This window comes from Pseudoxanthomonas sp. G3 (assembly GCF_057654715.1).
On record NZ_CM172805.1, the window covers coordinates 2,204,105 to 2,220,231 of the forward strand.

The following is a 16,127-nucleotide window of genomic DNA, read 5'->3' on the forward strand; positions in this document are numbered from 1 at the left end:
CGGCTCTCCCGTTTCCGCGCCCGCCTCAGTCCACGTGCAGGGCGGTGACGCTGGCGGTGCCCGCCAGATCGCCGCGTCGCGTGCGCGCCCGCTTGATCGCCCGTGCGGTGCCGCTGCGCAGGTCGTCGAGGATGGCGTAGATGGTCGGCAGGAACAACAGGCTGACCACCGTCGAGAACGCCAGGCCGCCGGCGATGGCGCGAGCCATCGGCGCATAGGCCGGACCGTCGCCCGCCATCTGCGTGTTGGCCATCGCGATCGGCACCATCGCCAGGATCGCCGTGCCCATCGTCATCAGGATGGGACGCAGGCGCTCCCGACTGCCTTCTACCAACGCATCCGTGCGCGACATACCTCGTCGCCTCAGATTGTTGATGTGCTCCACCATGACGATGCCGTTGTTCACCACCACACCCATCAGCACCAGGATGCCGATGAAGGACATGATGCCGAACGTGGTACCGGTGAGCGCGAACAGCCAGAACACGCCGAACACCGAGAACAGCACGCCGCTCATGATCGCGGCCGGGAACAGCAGCGATTCGAACACCGCGGCCATGACGATGTAGATCATCACCAAGGCGATCAGCAGATTGAACATCATCTGCCCCATCGCCTCGTCGTCTTCCTGGAAGGCACTGCCGTCGAAGGAGTAGCTGTAGCCCGCCGGGAACGAGATGCCCTTCAGCGTCTCCTCCATGGCCTTGCGCGCATCCGGCACGGTGACCTTCTCGGCCAGGTTGGCCTGCACGGTCAGCGTGGTCTGGCGGTTGGTACGCTGGATCTGCGTCGCCGACGGCGTGATGCCCACGTCTACCAGACTCAGCAGCGGCACCGTGCGCCCGTCGGGGGCACGGACCATGAAGCCGGCCAGGTCTTCGGTGCCGTAGTCCTCGGCCCCTGCGAAACGCACCCACACCGGCACCTCCGTCTCGCCGCGACGGAACTCGCGCAGCGGTGCGCCACGCAGCGCCAGGCCGACGAAGCTGGCTACCTGCTGCGAACTGAAGCCGAAGGCCGCGGCGCGCTCACGGTCCACGCGGACGTTGAGTTCGCTGTTTTGGTCGCCGACGTCCACGCGTACGTCGCGCAGTTCCTTGCGCTTGGCGAGGATGGGAATCAGATCGTTGGCGATCTCGCCCAGTGTCTGAGTGGAATCGCCCACCAGCTGGAACGACACGCTCTGGCCGGGCTGTCCACCGCCGCCCTGATTGCCGCCGTCGCCGCCGATACCGATATTGGCGCGTGCCGACTTCGGCAGATCCTTGCGCAGTTGCTCGACGATCGGCTTGGTCTCGCTGGCCTTCTCGGTGTCGAACTTGATCTGCGTACCGCCCCAGCCCTGCTCGCTGAAGTAGGAATAGATCTGCGAGATCCGGTACTTCTTGCGATTGGCGTCCAGGAACTGCTCGACCTTGAGGATCTCGGCCGACATCTGTTCCTTGGTATAGGCGCCCTTCCACTGGTAGTAGAGCTCGGCCTCGCCGCCGCCGTCGTTACCGAACATGTCGAACTTGGTGAGCTTCATCGGCACGAAGCTGACGACGATGATCAACAGGATGCCGAGCACGCTCCAGCCGCGGTGCTCCAGTGTCCAGCGCAGCAGGCCGGCGTAACGCTTCTGCATGCGCGGGATGATGCCGGTCTCCGTGCGCACCAGCGGCGGCGTCTTCAGCCGTGCCGAGATCATCGGGATCAGGCTGACCGCGACCAGCCACGACGCCAGCAGCGACACCGAGATGGTGATCGCGATCTGGCCCAGGTAAATGCTGAGGAAATTGCGCTCGCCGAACAGGTTGGGCACGAACACGATGCAGTGGCACAAAGTGCCGGCCGACAGCGCGATGGCGACGTGGCGCGTGCCGACGATCGAGGCCCAGATCGGGTTGTCCGGATATTTCTCGCGCTCCTGGTAGATGCTCTCCACCACGACCACGGCGTTGTCCACCAGCATGCCGATGGCCAGCAGCAGGCCCATCATCGACAGGATGTTGAGCGTGACACCGGCGAAATACATGAAGCCCAGCGTCATCACGAAGCAGATCGGGATCGCCAGCGTGACCATCGACACCGACGGCCAGTGGCGCAGGAAGAACCACAACACCACGATCGAGAGCACCAGGCCGATCAGGCCCGCCTCGGCCAGTTCCAGCAGCGACGAGGTGACGTTGTCGCCCTGGTTCTCGATGATCTTGACCTGGATGTCGCTCATCTCGGGCTGGGCACGGATGGCTTCCACCTCGGCCAGCGCCTTGCTGGAGACGTCGACCAGGTTCGCGTTGCGCTCCTTGAAGATATCCAGGCCCACGGCCGGCTGGCCATCCAGGCGACGGCCGTAGTCCATGCGCGCAGGCTTCAGCCGCACATCGGCGATATCGCCCAGGCGCACGTTGCCGCTGCCCACCACCAGGTCACGCAGCTGCTGCAGGTCGGTCAACTCGCCCACCGGCTGCACGCGCAGGCGCTGCGGACCATCGCTGATCACGCCCGCTGAAATCGAGAAGTTGACCGCCTGCAGCCGCGTCGTCAGGTCGTTGAGGCTCAGGTTGTGCGCGGTCAGCCGGTCTTGGTTGATCGCGATCTCGACCTCGTTCGGGGGTGCGCCCGACACATCGACCCGCGCGACGCCGGGAATGCGTTCGATCCGGCGCTTGAACTCGCGCTCGATCATGTCGTACGCGCCGGTCAGGTCGGTCTTGCTGGCCAGGCGCACCCGCAGGACCGGCTGGTCGGTGGTGGAGAACTTGAAGACGAAGTAACGCTGCAGGTCGTCCGGCAAGTCGTCGCGGATGGCGTCGAGGCGCTCGCGCGCCTCGGACGCGGCGATCGCCACGTCGCGATCCCAGTCGGAGAACTGGATGAAGATCTGCGCACCGTCCGCCTTCGCGTTCGACTCCATGCGCTTGATGCCGGCCATCGTCGACAGCGCTTCTTCCGCCGGCCGTAGCACCGTGCGCTCCACTTCTTCGGGCGTGGAGCCCGTGTAGGGCAACGACACGAAGATGAAGGGCGGCGAGACCTCGGGAAAGGCCTCCAGCGGCAAGCGGACCGCCGCGATCAGGCCAATCACGAACAGCGAGATGAAGAACATCACCGCCGTCACCGGCCGCTTGATGCTGAACTCCGCGACGCTCATGCGGGTTCGCCCTCCCCGTCGGGCTGCAGGGCCTGCAGGCGGCGCGCACGCCGACCGCGCTCCAGGTAGTAGTCGTCGGCGCGGCGGTCCAGCAGGTCATACACCACCGGAATGACCAGCAGCGTCAGCAGCGTGGAGACCAACAGGCCGCCGATCACCGTGATGGCCATGGGCGAACGCACTTCCGCGCCCGGGCTGCCGAACAGCGGCGCGATGGCCAGCGGCAGGAAGCCGAACAGCGTGCACAGCGTGGTCATGATGATCGGACGCAGGCGCGAGCGCGCGCCTTCCACCAGCGCCTCGCGCTTGGCCACGCCGGCCTCGCGCAACTGGTTGACCTTGTCGATCAGGATGATGGCGTTCTTCGTCACCAGGCCCACCAGCAGGATCAGGCCGATGAACACCACCACCGAGACCGGCGAGTTGGTCAGGAACAAGGCACCGACCGCCCCCACCAGGGCCAGCGGGATGGTGAACAGGATGACGAACGGGTGCAGCAACGACTCGAACTGCGACGCCATCACTAGGTACACCAGGAACACCGCCAGCGCGAACGCGAAGAGCAGCGAGGTGACGGACTCCTGCAATTCCTCGCCCTGACCACCGATGTGCATGCCGACGCCGGCGCCCAGCGGATTCTCGGCCACCAGCGTCTGCACTTCCTGCACCGCGCTGCCCAGGTCGATGTCGCGCAGGTTGGCCGACACGATGGCCACGCGTACCTGGTCGGCACGGTGGATTTCGCTCGGGCCGCTGGTGGCCACCACATCGGCGACCGCGGACAGCGTCACCGGCCGGGCGCTGCCGGGATTGACGATCAGGCGGCGGATGCTCTCGACCGACGCGCGATCGTTCTCCTGCGCGCGCACCAGCACGTCGATCTTGCGATCACGGAAGCTGTAGCGCGTGGCGACTTCGCCGCGCACCTTCTTGACCACCACGTCGGCGATCTGGCGCGTGGTCAACCCCAGCGCACCGGCCCGCTCCTGGTCGAAGCGGATCTGGATCTCGGGGAAACCCTGCTCCACCGTCGACTTAACGTCGGCATAGTGCGGGTTCGCACGCAGCAGCGCCGCCAGCTTCTGCCCCGCGCGTTCGATGCTGGCCAGGTCCTGGCCGCGCAGTTCGACTTCCAGCGGCGCCGAGAAGCTGAACAGCTCCGGACGGCTGAAATCGACCTGGGCACCTGGATGGTTTTTCATCGTGGTGCGCAAGGCATCGGTTTCGCGGGCCTCGATGGCCTCGTTGCCGCCGTTGGCCATCACCACGGTGAGCTTGCCGATGTTCTCGCCGCTCTCGGTGGGGTTGGCGTCCAGGCGCGTACCGCTGCCGCTCACGCCGTACAGCGCGTGGATGCCCTCGGCCTTGGCGTGCTTGTTCTGCAACTCGCGCACCAGCGCGTCGGTGGTCGCCAGCGGCGTACCCGGCGGCAACTTGACCGTCATCTCGAAGCGGTCCTGCGCCAACTGCGGGATCAGGTCCGCGCCCAGCAACGGCACCATGGCCAGCGACGCGACGAATGCGGCGGCGGCGAAGCCCAGTACCAGCCACGGACGCTGCAGCGAGGCCGGCAGCAGGCGCATGTACCCGGATTCTGCGCGGTTGTACGGCGCCATCGTCAGATCGCTGGCCTTGCGCATCACCGGACCCACGATGGCCACCAGGCCGCGCCAGACGCGCACGACGAGCCAGGCGATGCCGAAGAATGTGTAGCGGAACGTGGCGCCGATGCCGTGGCCGGTGGCCGCGACAGGCTTCTGCCAGCGCGAGGCAGGCTTCCACTGTGGATGCGGCGCTTCGTCCGGGAACGCGAGCGGCGGGCGGCCCTTCAGCGAGCTCAGCATCGGGATCAGGGTCATCGACACGATCAGCGAGATGCCGATGGCGATCGCCACGGTCAGCGCCTGGTCGCGGAACAGTTGCCCCGCGATGCCCTGCACGAACACGAGCGGCAGGAACACCGCGATGGTCGTCAGCGTCGAAGCCACCACGGCCATGCTCACTTCGCGCGTGCCGACCATCGCCGCTTCCAGGATACCCAGGCCTCGCTCGCGCGCCTTGGCGATGCTTTCCAGCACGACGATGGAATCGTCCACTACCAGGCCCGTCGCCAACGCCAGGCCGCCCAGCGACATGACGTTGAGGCTCAGCCCCAGTTCGCCCATGAAGAAGAACGTGGTGACGATCGACACCGGCAGCGACAGGCTGATGACGAAGGTGCTCCAGCCGTCGCGCAGGAACAGGAAGATGATCAGGATGGCCAGCATGCCGCCGATGACGGCATCCCACTGAACGTCGTGGATGGCCTGTTCGATGAATAACGACTGGTCGTCGATGATGGTCAGCTCGACGTCCGGCGGCACCTGCTGCTTCAGCTGTTCCAGCTTGGCCTTCAGGGCTTCGGCAGTGGACACGGTGTTCGCGTCGCCTTCCTTGTAGATGGCGAGCTCGACGGCCTCCTTGCCCGCCAGGCGGATGATCGCCTCGCGTTCCTTGAAGCCCTGGCGCACCTCGGCCACGTCCTTCAGGCGCACGGGCATGCCACCGGCGATGACACTGGCGCCGCCGCCCGACGCACTCTGCACCGAGGCCGCCGCGGCCATCGCTTCGGCCGACCCGGTGGACGCGGCGATCGCCGCCATCTGCGCGGCCGCCGACGCAGCGGCGTTGTCGCCGCCGCTCTGCGTGGTCACCAGCATGTCGCGGATCTCGTTGACCGTCGCGAACTGGTTGACCGTGCGCACCAGATAGCGCTGAGACCCCTCCTCCAGACGACCGCCGGAGATGTTGATGTTCTCCTGTTGCAGGCGCTGGATGACGTTGTCGATCGGCAGGTTGAGCTGGGCCAGCTTCTGCTGGTCGATGTCGACCTGGATCTCATCCTCGAGGCCACCACCGACCTTGACCGCCGCGACGCCGTTCACCGGCTCCAGCTTCTTCTTCAGGTCATCGTCGGCGTAGCGGCGCAGTTCCGTCAGCAGGCGGATCGCATCGGCGTCGCTCTTGGGGTCCTGCTTGTTGGACAGCACCAGGCGCAGGATCGGCTCGGTGGAGGGGTTGAAGCGGAGCAGCACGGGCGCCTTGGCTTCCAGCGGCAGCGACAGGACTTCCATCTTGTCGCGCACTTCCAGGCTGGCCTGGTCCATGTCGGTACCCCAGGCGAACTCCAACACCACGTCGCTCTGGCCGGTGCGCGACACCGACTTCAGCTTGCGCAGGTTCTTCACCACGCCGACGGCTTCTTCCACCGGCTCGCTGATGAGGGTTTCGATTTCGGAGGGCGCGGCACCGGTGTACTCGGTGCGCACGGTGAGCGTCGGATAGCTCAGGTCGGGCAGCAGGTTGACCTTCAGCGACCCCAACGCGATCACGCCGAACAGGAACATCGTGATCCAGAACATCGCGATGGTGACGCGACGGCGGGTGGAGAACTCGACGAGCCCTCCGCCCAACGTGCCGCCGCCACCCGCTGTGTGGGGATCGTGCTCCCCGGGTGCGTGGCCGGGCGCGCTCATTGCTTGGTTCCGGCAGTCTTGTCGGCGTCGGCCTTGGCAGCCACCTTGGCCGGTTCGGCGCCGATCACCTGCACCGCGCTGCCTTCGCGCAGCGCCACTTTACCGGCGGTGACGACCTGGTCGCCCGCCTTGAGGCCTTCGCGCACCTCGATCCACTCACCGTCCACGTAGCCCAGCTTCACCGGCACGCGGGTGGCCTTGCCATCACGCACGGCGTAGACGGCCGGGTCGCCATCGTCGAGCAGCGCGACGCGCGGCACCACCAGGGCGTCGGCGCGCTGGTCGTAGTCGATCTTGATGCGGCCGAACATGCCGGGTTGCAACACGCCGTCGCTGCCGAACGAGCAGACCACCCGGAACGTGCCGCTGCCGGAATCCACCACCGGCGCGATGCGGTCGACCGTGCCCTGGAACACCTTGCCGCGCAGCGCATCGACCACCAGCGCTACCGGCTGGCCGGCTTTCAGCGTGGACAGTTCGCGCTCCGGCACATTGAGCGTGGCTTCCAGACGCGACTGGTCCACGACGCGGATGATCGGCGTATTGATCTGGACGAAGTTGCCGGTCTTGATCGACCGCGAGGCGACGACGCCGGAAATCGGCGAGGTCACCGTGGTGTAGGACAGTTCCAGCGCCGCGGCGCGGTAGACCGCGCGCGCGTTCTCCAGGTCGTACTTGATCTGGTCGACGTCGTTGGCGCTGATCATCTGCTGCCCGACCAGCTGCTGCGCACGGCGGTAGTTGTTCTCCAGTTTGCGCATCTGGGCTTCGGCCTGGGCCACCTGCAGGCGCAGACGGTCTGGATCCAGCCGGACCAGGGCCTGGCCGGCGCGGACCACCTGCCCTTCCTCGACGAGCACGGCGAGCGCCACGCCCGAGGTCTTGGCGACCACCTGGGACTCGCCCAGGGCCTCCAGGGCCGCGGTGCCGCTGTAGCTGGCCGCAACCGGGCGATGGGTCGCCTTGGCGACCTCGACCGGGACCGCATCGGGTTCCTTCGGGGCTTCCCCGTTCTTGGCCTGGGCCTCCGGGGTCGGGCCGCCGCCCTTGCAGGCGGTCAGGACTAGCAGACTGCACAGGACGGGCACGAGGGCCAGGCGCAGGTAGTGACGGCCGGAGTGGGGGCTGGGTCGGGACATGGGGCGGTACCGTGGTGGTGTTGTGGTGGTGTTGTATGAAGGTATATCACCCCTGAATGACTTCCATGCGCCGAAGGTCATGGTGACTTGCGTCCGGCGTCGTGCTCGGGGGAAGGTCGGGCGTTCGATGCGCACCGGTGGTGGAGGGTTGCTTCGGCAACGCCGACGCATCGGGGACATGACAGCGATGCATCCGAACATGCGCACGATGCCGGCGCGCGTGATCGCCCGGTTCGCCGCCGGGCGGCGGCATGATGCTGCGCTGACGTACGGCACCGCGCACCGCGCCTGTGCGCGACATTCGGTCGCAGGCTATACTTGCGTTCAGCCAAGCGCCGCGGTGGTACGCGGCGCGCGCAACCTGAGAGTTTCCCGAGAATGATGCGACTGCTGCCGCTCGCCGCTTGCCTTGCCTTGGCCGCCCTTCCGCTGGCCGCCCTGACCGCCCAACAGGAAACGCCGGCTGCACCGGCCACCGCCGAAACAGCGACACCCGCCGCCGCTCCGGCCGCGCCGAAGCCGCTGGTCGGCAACCCGGAGACCGGCCGCACCTTGACCTACACCTGCCAGGGCTGCCACGGCATCGAGGGCTACAAGAATGCGTACCCGAATTTCCACGTTCCGCGCATCGGCGGCCAGTCGGCCGACTATCTCGCCAACGCGCTGACGGAGTACCGCAACGGCAACCGCAAGCACCCCACGATGCAGGCCCAGTCGCAGAGCTTCAGCGACCAGGACATCGCCGACATCGCCGCTTTCCTTTCCACCGTCAAGTAAGCCCACCATGCCCAACGCCAAGCACGCCCAGCGTCTAGCCTTCGCCCTGTTCGCTGCCCTCGCCCTGGTGGCATGTTCGAAGGTGGAAAACACGGAGGTCTCGGCCGAGAACCCCGGCCATGCCAGCGGCGAACACGGCTCCAGCTCCTCGGCGGGCCTACCCAAGGGTCACATCGCCAAGGGTGAGGAACTGGCCAAGGCCAAAGGCAAGGCAACCGGCCAGAGCTGCATCGACTGCCACGGCGCCGAAGGCAATGCCCCGATCGATGACACCTATCCCAAGCTCGGCGGCCAGTACGGTGACTATCTGGCCCATGCCCTGCAGGCGTACCGCAGCGGCGACCGCCAGCACGCGCTGATGGGCCCGCAGGCCGCCACGCTGAGCGATCAGGACATCTCCGACCTCGCCGCGTATTTCGCGTCGCGTCCGTCGCAGCTGCGCGATCTGCACGGGGTACACGAGTAAGCCTTTATCCCCTCGCCGGGGATACGAGAACGGAGCCGCAGGGCTCCGTTTTTCGTTGTGCGGCGCGTAGCACCGCGCGTCAGCTGTCGGTCGGGATCGGCTTGCGCTTGACCGGGATCTCGGGCGGAGGCCGCGCGACCGGCGGATCGGGGAAGAAGTTGCCCAACCCGCAACCGCCACCCAACTGCAGCACGGAGATCGTGCACTTCAGCTTGAGGTTGGTGCCGGGGATGGAGATCTCCATTTCCTTCACGTTGCGGCGCACCCACTCCGCCAGCAGCGATTCGCTGGGCACCCAATACTTGTCGAAACTGGTCGGCTCGTAATCGTAAGGCGGCCGCTGTAGCCAGGTGCCCGATTCCGCCAAGCGTTCGCGCGTCCATTGATCGTTGTCACCGCCTGGCGCGCCACGCGGAGCACTCTCGCCGCTGCTGCCGGGCACACGCAAGCTGCCGTCGGCGTTGTAGAGGCCGGGCTTGCTCTGTCCATCCGCGGCACTGTCACCGGCGACGTTGCGCCGCGAGTTGCCCCAATCGTCCGCGCGGTTGGGCGTGGTCCAGCCGCCCGCTTTCGTCGCAGGCGCGACCGTGGGCGAGCCCGCGGTGGGCGCCGCGCCGCGCGGTGCGCTCGAAGGCGACGGAGCGGGACGTGCGGGCTCCTGCGACGGCGCTGACGCAGGTGCGCGAGCCGTGGACGCTGCAGCCGGTGCCGGCGCTGGAGCGGAAGCCGGTGCTGGCGGCGAAGGCTCGCGCACCTGCGCCTGCCTGACATCGCGCTGCGGTGTGCTGACGTCGCGCGGGGCGACCTCGCGCGTCGGGACCGCCACCGTACGCGGCTGTGGCGCCGGCGCCAGCACTTCGCGCTCGCGCACGTCCCCAGGGCGCGTGTTGACCGGCGCAACGTCGATGATGCGCGTCGGCACTGCGCTTCGCAGTACCGGCGCTTCGACCGGTGCGGCGACCTCGCGTGCGCGCACGCTTGCCTCACGCGGTACGGGCTGGCGAAGCTCCGGCTCGCGCGGTGTCGGTGGCGGCAGCACGTAGGCGCGGGTCGGCTCGGGGACCTCGGTCACCCGTACCGGCTGCTGCGCCAGCTCGGGCGGCGCCAGTTCCCGTGTCTGCACCTGGGGCTGAGTCAGCGTGACGTCGGGCGCGGCGGCAGCCGTTTCTGCCGTGGGCACCGGTGCGGGGATGGATTCCGGCGGAGAGGCTGGGGCTTCGGATGGCGCGGAAGCGGCCGAGGCGGGCCGATCCGACGGCGACGGGACAGCCACCGCTGACTCACCCGCTTGCGGCGCACCGCCCGCTTCGTCAGGAGAGCCCTGGCCGATCATCTCCAGCCGCACGCGACTGCTGTCCTCGCCCGTCTCCGGCTCCGGCGGCGGAATCTGCACCAGCGCCACCCACAGCAGGAACAGGAAGAACGCCACGTGCATCAGCGTGCTGGTGAAGCCCGCTGTCCATCGCATCCAGCGCTCTTCGCGCGGCGGAGGGCCCCAGCCCTGATAAAGCAACGAGCGCAACGCCCTGATACGTCCGGGAGCCGGCGGTACCGGATCGGCCGGGCGCGGCGCGCGCGCGGCGAATACGCCAACCATCGCCTCGGCACGCTCGCGGGTGATGCGACCCAGTCGCTCGGGCAGCCCGCGCAGCCACAAGCCCCAACCGAAGGGCATGCGGGTATGGCGTTCGACGATGGGCGCCGCCTTGCGAGGCAGCAGATGCGCGATGACGTCGGTGGCGTTCGTCACCGGCGCTGGCGTCCGTCAGGCGGCGTGGCCGCGCGGGATGTACGGGGCGTCCCCGGTCCCGTGGTCGGTGGCATCACGGACGGCGGTAACGCCGGGCACGCGCGCCATCAGCGTCTTCTCGATGCCCTGCTTGAGCGTCACGTCGGCCATGCCGCAGCCGTGGCAGCCGCCGCCGAAGCGCAGCCACACCACGCCGTCGCCGCCGACTTCCTCCACCGCCACGCGACCCTTGTGCGCAGCCAGCTGGGGATTGATCTCGTTGTCGACCACCCAGCGCACGCGCTCGACCAACGAGGCGCTGTCGGCGGGCGCTTCGCCCTTGATGCGTGGCGCCTTGATGGTCAGTTGGGTGCCGGCGCCCTTCACGACGTAGTCGATCTCGGCGCCGTCCAGCCAATGCACGCTGCCGGCCTCGACGTAGAGCGTGAAGCCGTCGCAGTCGACCGCCCACTCATCACCGGCGAGGTCGCGCGGCTCGGCGAACTCGAGGCGCGCATCCGCCTGCGCGGTGCCCGGATGCACGGCACTCAGGCGCACGCCCAAGCCCGGCAGGGCCTCGCGTTCGATCAGCTTGCGGAAGTGGGCCTGTGCGCTGTCGGAAATCTGGATCATGCGGGTATTCTAGCCCCCTGCCCGACGGGCATTCACATTCATGGGCCCGTCGTCGGTCTCCGTTCAGACTGGCCGCCCCGCAGGAGACGCTGATGTCCGACCTCATTCCGCTGGCGCAGGCGCACTGCGTCCCCTTGCGCGGGAGCGAACACCGTCTTCCCCCTGCCCGCATCGCCGAGCTGCTGCCGCAAGTCCCGGGCTGGGAACTGGTGGAAGACGGGCATGCGCTGTCGCGCACGTTCCGGTTCGAGAACTACTACGAGACGATGGCATTCGTGAACGCGCTCGCCTTCGTCGCCCATGCCGAGGATCACCACCCCGACCTGGGTGTGCACTACAACCGCGCGGTCGTGCGCTATTCGACCCACGACGTCGGTGGCCTGAGCGAGAACGACTTCATCTGCGCGGCGAAAGCCAGCGCCCTGCTGGGAGAAGCCTGATGGATATGCTGCGTGCAGTACGCCCGGCGCTGGTGCCGGCCCTTCTCGTCGCGCTGGTCGCCTGCGGCAAGACCGAAGCGCCCGCCGCGCCGGCCATCGCGCCGACCGAACTCGCCGCGATCGACACGCCGCCGCCGGCGTATCCGCCCGAGGCGGAGTGCGACAGCGATGGCGGCACCACCGTGCTGCGCGTGACCATCGAAAAGGATGGCGTTCCCTCGCAGGTCGCACAGGCCCAGGGCAGCGGCAACGCAGCGCTGGACAAGGCCGCGTTGGAAGCGGTGCGCACCTGGACGTTCCGCGCCGCGACCCGCAACGGCCAGCCGGTGACCCACACCATCACCGTGCCGGTGACGTTTCCACCGGTGCTCGAGAAACCGACCCGCTGCTTCGCGCAAGGCAGCGGCGCCTGACCGATCAGGAGGGGATGCACTGATGGACGGAATCAATCTCTGGGCCGTGCTGGTCGCGGCCGTGTCGAGTTTCCTGCTCGGCGGCGTGTGGTACGGCCCGCTGTTCGGCAAGGCGTGGAATGCGGCGGCCGGTATGGACCCGCAGAAGCAGGGCCATGCAGCGAAGATCTTCGGTGGGGCGTTCGTGTTCTCGCTGCTGGCGGCCGCGGTGTTCGCCTGGTTCCTCGGTCCGCAACCGCCGCTCTCGTTCGCCGTATGCCGCGGCGTACTGGTCGGGTTCGGTCTGGTCGCCGCCAGCTTCGGCATCAACTACCTGTTCGCCCAGCGCGGTCTTCGCCTGTGGCTGATCGATGGTGGCTACCACACCGTGCAGTTCGCCCTGTTCGGCCTCGTGCTCGGCCTCTGGCACTGAAGCTCGCTACCGCTCGTCCGCCTACCTGCGTGCCGCGTGTTGCCAAGCGCGAGATCGCTGCGTAGACTCCGCGGCCTTTCCAGATAGCGCAGGTGCGCCGTCATGCGTGTCGTCAACCACCCCGAGAAGTTCACCGCATCCTGACCGGATGCCGTCCGACCAGGCCATGAGGGCCTGCGCCGAACCGTGACCCTTCCAGGCGCCCCAAGGCGCCGGTGAGACGAGACGACATGAACCTGCGCAAGTTGCGCGCCGAGTGGGCGCGCGTATGGCAGTTGCGGCTGTATGCCTGCCTGCTGAAATCCGATCCCGACGAAGACACCTGCCGTGCGCTTGCGGCCGGCCTGGTCACGCTGCGCGTGCGCGCTGTCGACGCCACGCCGGCTGCGTTGCGCCAGAAGGTGCGACAGCTGCTGCAACGCCGCCAGGCGTCGCTTCCGGCCGCACTGGTCGAAGCACCGCTGTTCGCCGAACTGGCCCGGTTGTTCGGGTACTCGCACGACGACATCCGTGTGATCGCCTTCTCCTGTGCGTTGCAGGAGTACCCGGCTCTGCGCGAAGCGGTCGAACACGGACGCAAGCGTTGGCATAGCCATCGCGCCGGCTTGCTGCGCCTGCTCGACGACAGCCTGCGACTGCCGCCACGAGGCGTCCGCGATGCCCTTCGCCCACGCGGCCCGCTGCAGGCGAGCGGCTTGCTGCGCGTGTACTACGGCAACTACTCGGATGCGTCGGAGTGCCTGGAGCCTGCTGATCATCTGCTGCAGCTGCTCGACGATGGCGAACTGGATGCCCGCTTCCTCGACCAGCTGTTCGAACGCGCCCATCCCGGCTCGCTGTCGCTCGACGACTATCCGCACCTGGAAACGCCGCTGCGCCGGATACGCAACTATCTCGCCGCGGCGGCGCGCGATGGCGGCGGCGCGAACATCTTGTTGCATGGCCCGCCGGGTACCGGCAAGAGCGAACTTGCGCGTGCGCTGGCCGCCGATCTCGACATGGACCTGTTCCTGGTCCGCACCGCGAGCGCCGACGGCGAACCGATCGAACACCAGGCGCGCCTGCAAGCCTACGACACCGCCCAGCGCGCGCTCACCGGCAACCGCCGCGCCCTGCTGCTGTTCGATGAGATCGAAGACGTCTTCCGCCCACCGTCGGGTCGCGACGAACGCGCGCCGAGCTACAAGAGCTGGATCAACCGTCGCCTCGAGACGGCGACGGTGCCCTGCCTGTGGGTCGGCAATCGGATCGGCAACCTGGACACTTCGCAACTGCGTCGTTTCGACATCGTGCTGGAAGTCAGCGCGCCTCCGTTTGCGCACAGACGCGCCTTGCTGCAACGCGCGCTCGGCCATCGCGAAGTCGACGACGGCCTGCTGGATGCGATCGCCGACCACGGCAGTTTCACTCCCGCACACTACGCACGGGCCACGCGTGTACTTGACCGGCTGGATGTGCACGACGGTGCGACGAGCGCGCAGATCCTGCTCGGCTCGCTGGACGAACTGGCGCAACTGCACGGCGCGCGCCGGATCGACACGCGCGGTGCGGGACGGTTCGAACCCGACCTGATCAATGTGGCGCCGTCCCTGGCCACGGTGCTGCCGCTGCTGGATTGCGATCCGCGCGCGCGACTGTGTCTTTACGGCCCGCCCGGCACGGGCAAGTCGGCCCTCGCCGCCCACATCGCCCGGCGCACCGGACGTCCGCTGATGCTGCGTCGTGCGTCGGATCTGCTTAGCGCGTGGGTAGGCGAAACCGAGGAACGCATCGGTGCGATGTTCCGCCAGGCCGAACGTGAAGACGCGGTGCTGTGCCTGGACGAAGCCGACAGCTTCCTGCGCGACCGGCGCCAGGCGCGTAGCAGTTGGGAGGTGACGCAGGTGAACGAACTGCTCACCCAGATCGAGGATTTTCGCGGCCTGTTCGTGGCGTCCACCAATCTCATCGACCAGTTGGATGCGGCGGCGCTGCGTCGCTTCGATTTCAAGCTGCGGTTCGACTGGCTGCACATCGACCAGACCATGCGACTGTTCGCCTTCCACGCCGAGGAGTTCGGCCTGGAGGCCGATATCGACGATGCCCGCCTAAGGCGAAAGCTGGTGGCGCTGGCACGACTGGCGCCGGGTGACTTCGCGGCGCAGCGACGTCGCTTGGCGGCCTTGCAGGGTCGCGGCCGTTACAGCGATCTGCTGGAGGCGCTGGCACAAGAGGTGGCGCTGAAGCCCGGCAGTGGCGGTGGCATGGGCTTCACCGCCGCGCTGGTCCGACCCGCTCAGGCCAGCTGATCGAGGACGGCGGCCAGCTCTTCCGCCAGCGGTGCATTGAGCACGTACGGCGTCTTGCCGCCGTCCAGTGCGAACCGCAGCGATGCGGCGTGCAGGAACAACCGTTTCAGCCCGGCCTGCTCGCGCAGGCGCTTGTTCACGGCCGGGTCGCCGTACTTGTCGTCGCCCGCCACCGGGTGGCCGATGTGCTGGGCGTGCACGCGGATCTGGTGGGTGCGGCCGGTCTCGATGCGCACTTCGCAATAGGAATGTCCACCGCGCCGTTCCAGCACACGGAAGTGGCTGAGCGAGGCCTTGCCGTCGCGGTGCACCTGCACATGACGCTCGCCGCCCTGGCGCAGGCCGATATGCAGCGGCGCATCGACGCTCATCACCCCATCAGGCATGCGCCCGACCAGCAAGGTGAGGTAGCGCTTCTCGATGCCGCGCGTGCCGTCCTCGCTGTCCTCACGCAACAGGGCCTGCAGTTCGGACAGCGCCGAGCGCTTCTTGGCCATCACCAGCAGGCCGGAGGTGTCCCGGTCGAGCCGATGGACGAGTTCAAGGGTCTGGTGGGGTCGAAGCGCACGCATGGTTTCGATGGCGCCATGGCTGATGCCGCTGCCGCCGTGGCTGGCGACGCCGGACGGCTTGTTGATGACCAGCAGGCGCTCGTCCTCGAAGACGATGGCCGCCTCCATGCGCTTCAGGAAGCCGGCCGGCGGCCCGACCGTTTCTCCCACTTCACTGAGATTGACCGGCGGGATGCGGACCTCGTCCCCGCCTTCCAGCTTGCGCTCGGCCTTCGCCCGCCCGCCGTTCACGCGCACCTGGCCGCTGCGGACGAGCTTGTAGACCAAGCTGCGGGGCGCGCCCTTCAGCTGGCCCAGGAGGAAGTTGTCCAGCCGCTGGCCGCCCCGGTCGTCGGGCACGGTGACGGTACGCACGGCGGTCTTGGGCGGGGCCGCCGGCTTGTCGGACGGGGGGCTAGGGGTCATGAAGGGTAATCTGTTAAACTCGGGGGGCGAGATAAGGGTTTGATTTCGCTGGGAGTTGCAGTTGGGCCAGAAGCCCGTCTCCCCGCGATTCCGGCAAGTGCGCGGCCACCGCCCCAGGGGCGGCCATGTTAGCGGCTGATCGGCAGGCCCGGATACCGCCGGGTGCGTGACGGCACCTGTGGTGAACATGTCCCGTGCGGCG

12 protein-coding genes are annotated in these 16,127 nt (G+C 67.8%); 6 read left to right on the plus strand and 6 right to left on the minus strand.

Features of this window, described 5'->3' with window-relative positions; all coding sequences use genetic code 11:
- Window positions 1–25 precede the first annotated feature (25 nt).
- The 3 genes from AC23D6_RS10490 to AC23D6_RS10500 are packed head-to-tail and all read right to left on the minus strand — an operon-like array spanning window position 26 to window position 7,790.
- Window positions 26–3,136: an efflux RND transporter permease subunit gene (locus tag AC23D6_RS10490; protein WP_487749218.1), complete on the minus strand. Its 3,111-nt coding sequence runs from the start codon at window positions 3,134–3,136 to the stop codon at window positions 26–28.
- Window positions 3,133–6,651, minus strand: a complete 3,519-nt coding sequence (locus AC23D6_RS10495; RefSeq protein ID WP_487749219.1) for an efflux RND transporter permease subunit — start codon at window positions 6,649–6,651, stop codon at window positions 3,133–3,135. The genes AC23D6_RS10490 and AC23D6_RS10495 overlap by 4 nt, the downstream gene beginning before the upstream one ends.
- On the minus strand, window positions 6,648–7,790 hold the full coding sequence (locus tag AC23D6_RS10500) for an efflux RND transporter periplasmic adaptor subunit (protein ID WP_487749220.1): 1,143 nt from the start codon (window positions 7,788–7,790) through the stop codon (window positions 6,648–6,650). Before AC23D6_RS10500 ends, AC23D6_RS10495 begins: the two co-directional genes overlap by 4 nt.
- A 381-nt stretch (window positions 7,791–8,171) precedes the next feature.
- Here AC23D6_RS10500 and AC23D6_RS10505 point away from each other — a divergent pair, with 381 nt between their 5' ends.
- Window positions 8,172–8,567, plus strand: coding sequence for a c-type cytochrome (locus AC23D6_RS10505; RefSeq protein ID WP_487752615.1), 396 nt, complete (start codon window positions 8,172–8,174; stop codon window positions 8,565–8,567).
- A gap of 7 nt (window positions 8,568–8,574) precedes the next feature.
- Complete coding sequence (locus tag AC23D6_RS10510) at window positions 8,575–9,033, plus strand: c-type cytochrome (RefSeq protein WP_487749221.1); 459 nt, start codon at window positions 8,575–8,577, stop codon at window positions 9,031–9,033.
- 79 nt (window positions 9,034–9,112) lie between these two features.
- Here the strand turns inward: AC23D6_RS10510 and AC23D6_RS10515 are convergent, their stop codons facing one another.
- Together AC23D6_RS10515 and AC23D6_RS10520 are read right to left on the minus strand one after the other, a co-directional pair.
- On the minus strand, window positions 9,113–10,783 hold the full coding sequence (locus tag AC23D6_RS10515) for a hypothetical protein (RefSeq protein WP_487749222.1): 1,671 nt from the start codon (window positions 10,781–10,783) through the stop codon (window positions 9,113–9,115).
- Between the two features lie 15 nt (window positions 10,784–10,798).
- Window positions 10,799–11,395 (minus strand): NfuA family Fe-S biogenesis protein, encoded by a 597-nt coding sequence (locus AC23D6_RS10520; protein ID WP_487749223.1) that lies wholly within the window; start codon window positions 11,393–11,395, stop codon window positions 10,799–10,801.
- 92 nt (window positions 11,396–11,487) lie between these two features.
- On the opposite strand from AC23D6_RS10520, the gene AC23D6_RS10525 reads away from it, so the two are divergent.
- The 4 genes from AC23D6_RS10525 to AC23D6_RS10540 all read left to right on the plus strand — a co-directional run bounded on the left by AC23D6_RS10525 (window position 11,488) and on the right by AC23D6_RS10540 (window position 14,948).
- Window positions 11,488–11,835 carry a 4a-hydroxytetrahydrobiopterin dehydratase gene (locus AC23D6_RS10525; RefSeq protein WP_487749224.1) on the plus strand — a complete coding sequence of 116 codons (348 nt, stop codon included), beginning with the start codon at window positions 11,488–11,490 and terminating at the stop codon, window positions 11,833–11,835.
- Window positions 11,835–12,248, plus strand: a complete 414-nt coding sequence (locus AC23D6_RS10530) for an energy transducer TonB (RefSeq protein ID WP_487749225.1) — start codon at window positions 11,835–11,837, stop codon at window positions 12,246–12,248. The genes AC23D6_RS10525 and AC23D6_RS10530 overlap by 1 nt, the downstream gene beginning before the upstream one ends.
- Before the next feature lie 22 nt (window positions 12,249–12,270).
- Entirely contained in the window at window positions 12,271–12,660 is a 390-nt protein-coding gene (locus AC23D6_RS10535; RefSeq protein WP_487749226.1) for a DUF1761 domain-containing protein, read from the plus strand.
- A gap of 230 nt (window positions 12,661–12,890) precedes the next feature.
- Window positions 12,891–14,948 (plus strand): AAA family ATPase, encoded by a 2,058-nt coding sequence (locus AC23D6_RS10540; RefSeq protein ID WP_487749227.1) that lies wholly within the window; start codon window positions 12,891–12,893, stop codon window positions 14,946–14,948.
- On the opposite strand, the gene AC23D6_RS10545 is transcribed toward AC23D6_RS10540, so the two are convergent.
- The gene (locus AC23D6_RS10545; protein WP_487749228.1) at window positions 14,936–15,925 is read right to left on the minus strand and encodes an RluA family pseudouridine synthase; all 990 of its coding nucleotides are present in this window, start codon (window positions 15,923–15,925) and stop codon (window positions 14,936–14,938) included. The two genes, AC23D6_RS10540 and AC23D6_RS10545, sit on opposite strands and share 13 nt — an antisense overlap.
- Between the last annotated feature and the right edge of the window lie 202 nt (window positions 15,926–16,127).

Bases quoted from the DNA above. Each gene is read 5' to 3' on its own strand.
- AC23D6_RS10535 (WP_487749226.1), top strand. From the start codon at position 12,271: ATGGACGGAATCAATCTCTGGGCCGTGCTGGTCGCGGCCGTGTCGAGT.
- AC23D6_RS10500 (WP_487749220.1), bottom strand. From the start codon at position 7,790: ATGTCCCGACCCAGCCCCCACTCCGGCCGTCACTACCTGCGCCTGGCC.
- AC23D6_RS10530 (WP_487749225.1), top strand. From the start codon at position 11,835: ATGGATATGCTGCGTGCAGTACGCCCGGCGCTGGTGCCGGCCCTTCTC.
- AC23D6_RS10545 (WP_487749228.1), bottom strand. From the start codon at position 15,925: ATGACCCCTAGCCCCCCGTCCGACAAGCCGGCGGCCCCGCCCAAGACC.
- AC23D6_RS10505 (WP_487752615.1), top strand. From the start codon at position 8,172: ATGCGACTGCTGCCGCTCGCCGCTTGCCTTGCCTTGGCCGCCCTTCCG.
- AC23D6_RS10520 (WP_487749223.1), bottom strand. From the start codon at position 11,395: ATGATCCAGATTTCCGACAGCGCACAGGCCCACTTCCGCAAGCTGATC.
- AC23D6_RS10495 (WP_487749219.1), bottom strand. From the start codon at position 6,651: ATGAGCGCGCCCGGCCACGCACCCGGGGAGCACGATCCCCACACAGCG.
- AC23D6_RS10525 (WP_487749224.1), top strand. From the start codon at position 11,488: ATGTCCGACCTCATTCCGCTGGCGCAGGCGCACTGCGTCCCCTTGCGC.
- AC23D6_RS10540 (WP_487749227.1), top strand. From the start codon at position 12,891: ATGAACCTGCGCAAGTTGCGCGCCGAGTGGGCGCGCGTATGGCAGTTG.
- AC23D6_RS10510 (WP_487749221.1), top strand. From the start codon at position 8,575: ATGCCCAACGCCAAGCACGCCCAGCGTCTAGCCTTCGCCCTGTTCGCT.
- AC23D6_RS10490 (WP_487749218.1), bottom strand. From the start codon at position 3,136: ATGAGCGTCGCGGAGTTCAGCATCAAGCGGCCGGTGACGGCGGTGATG.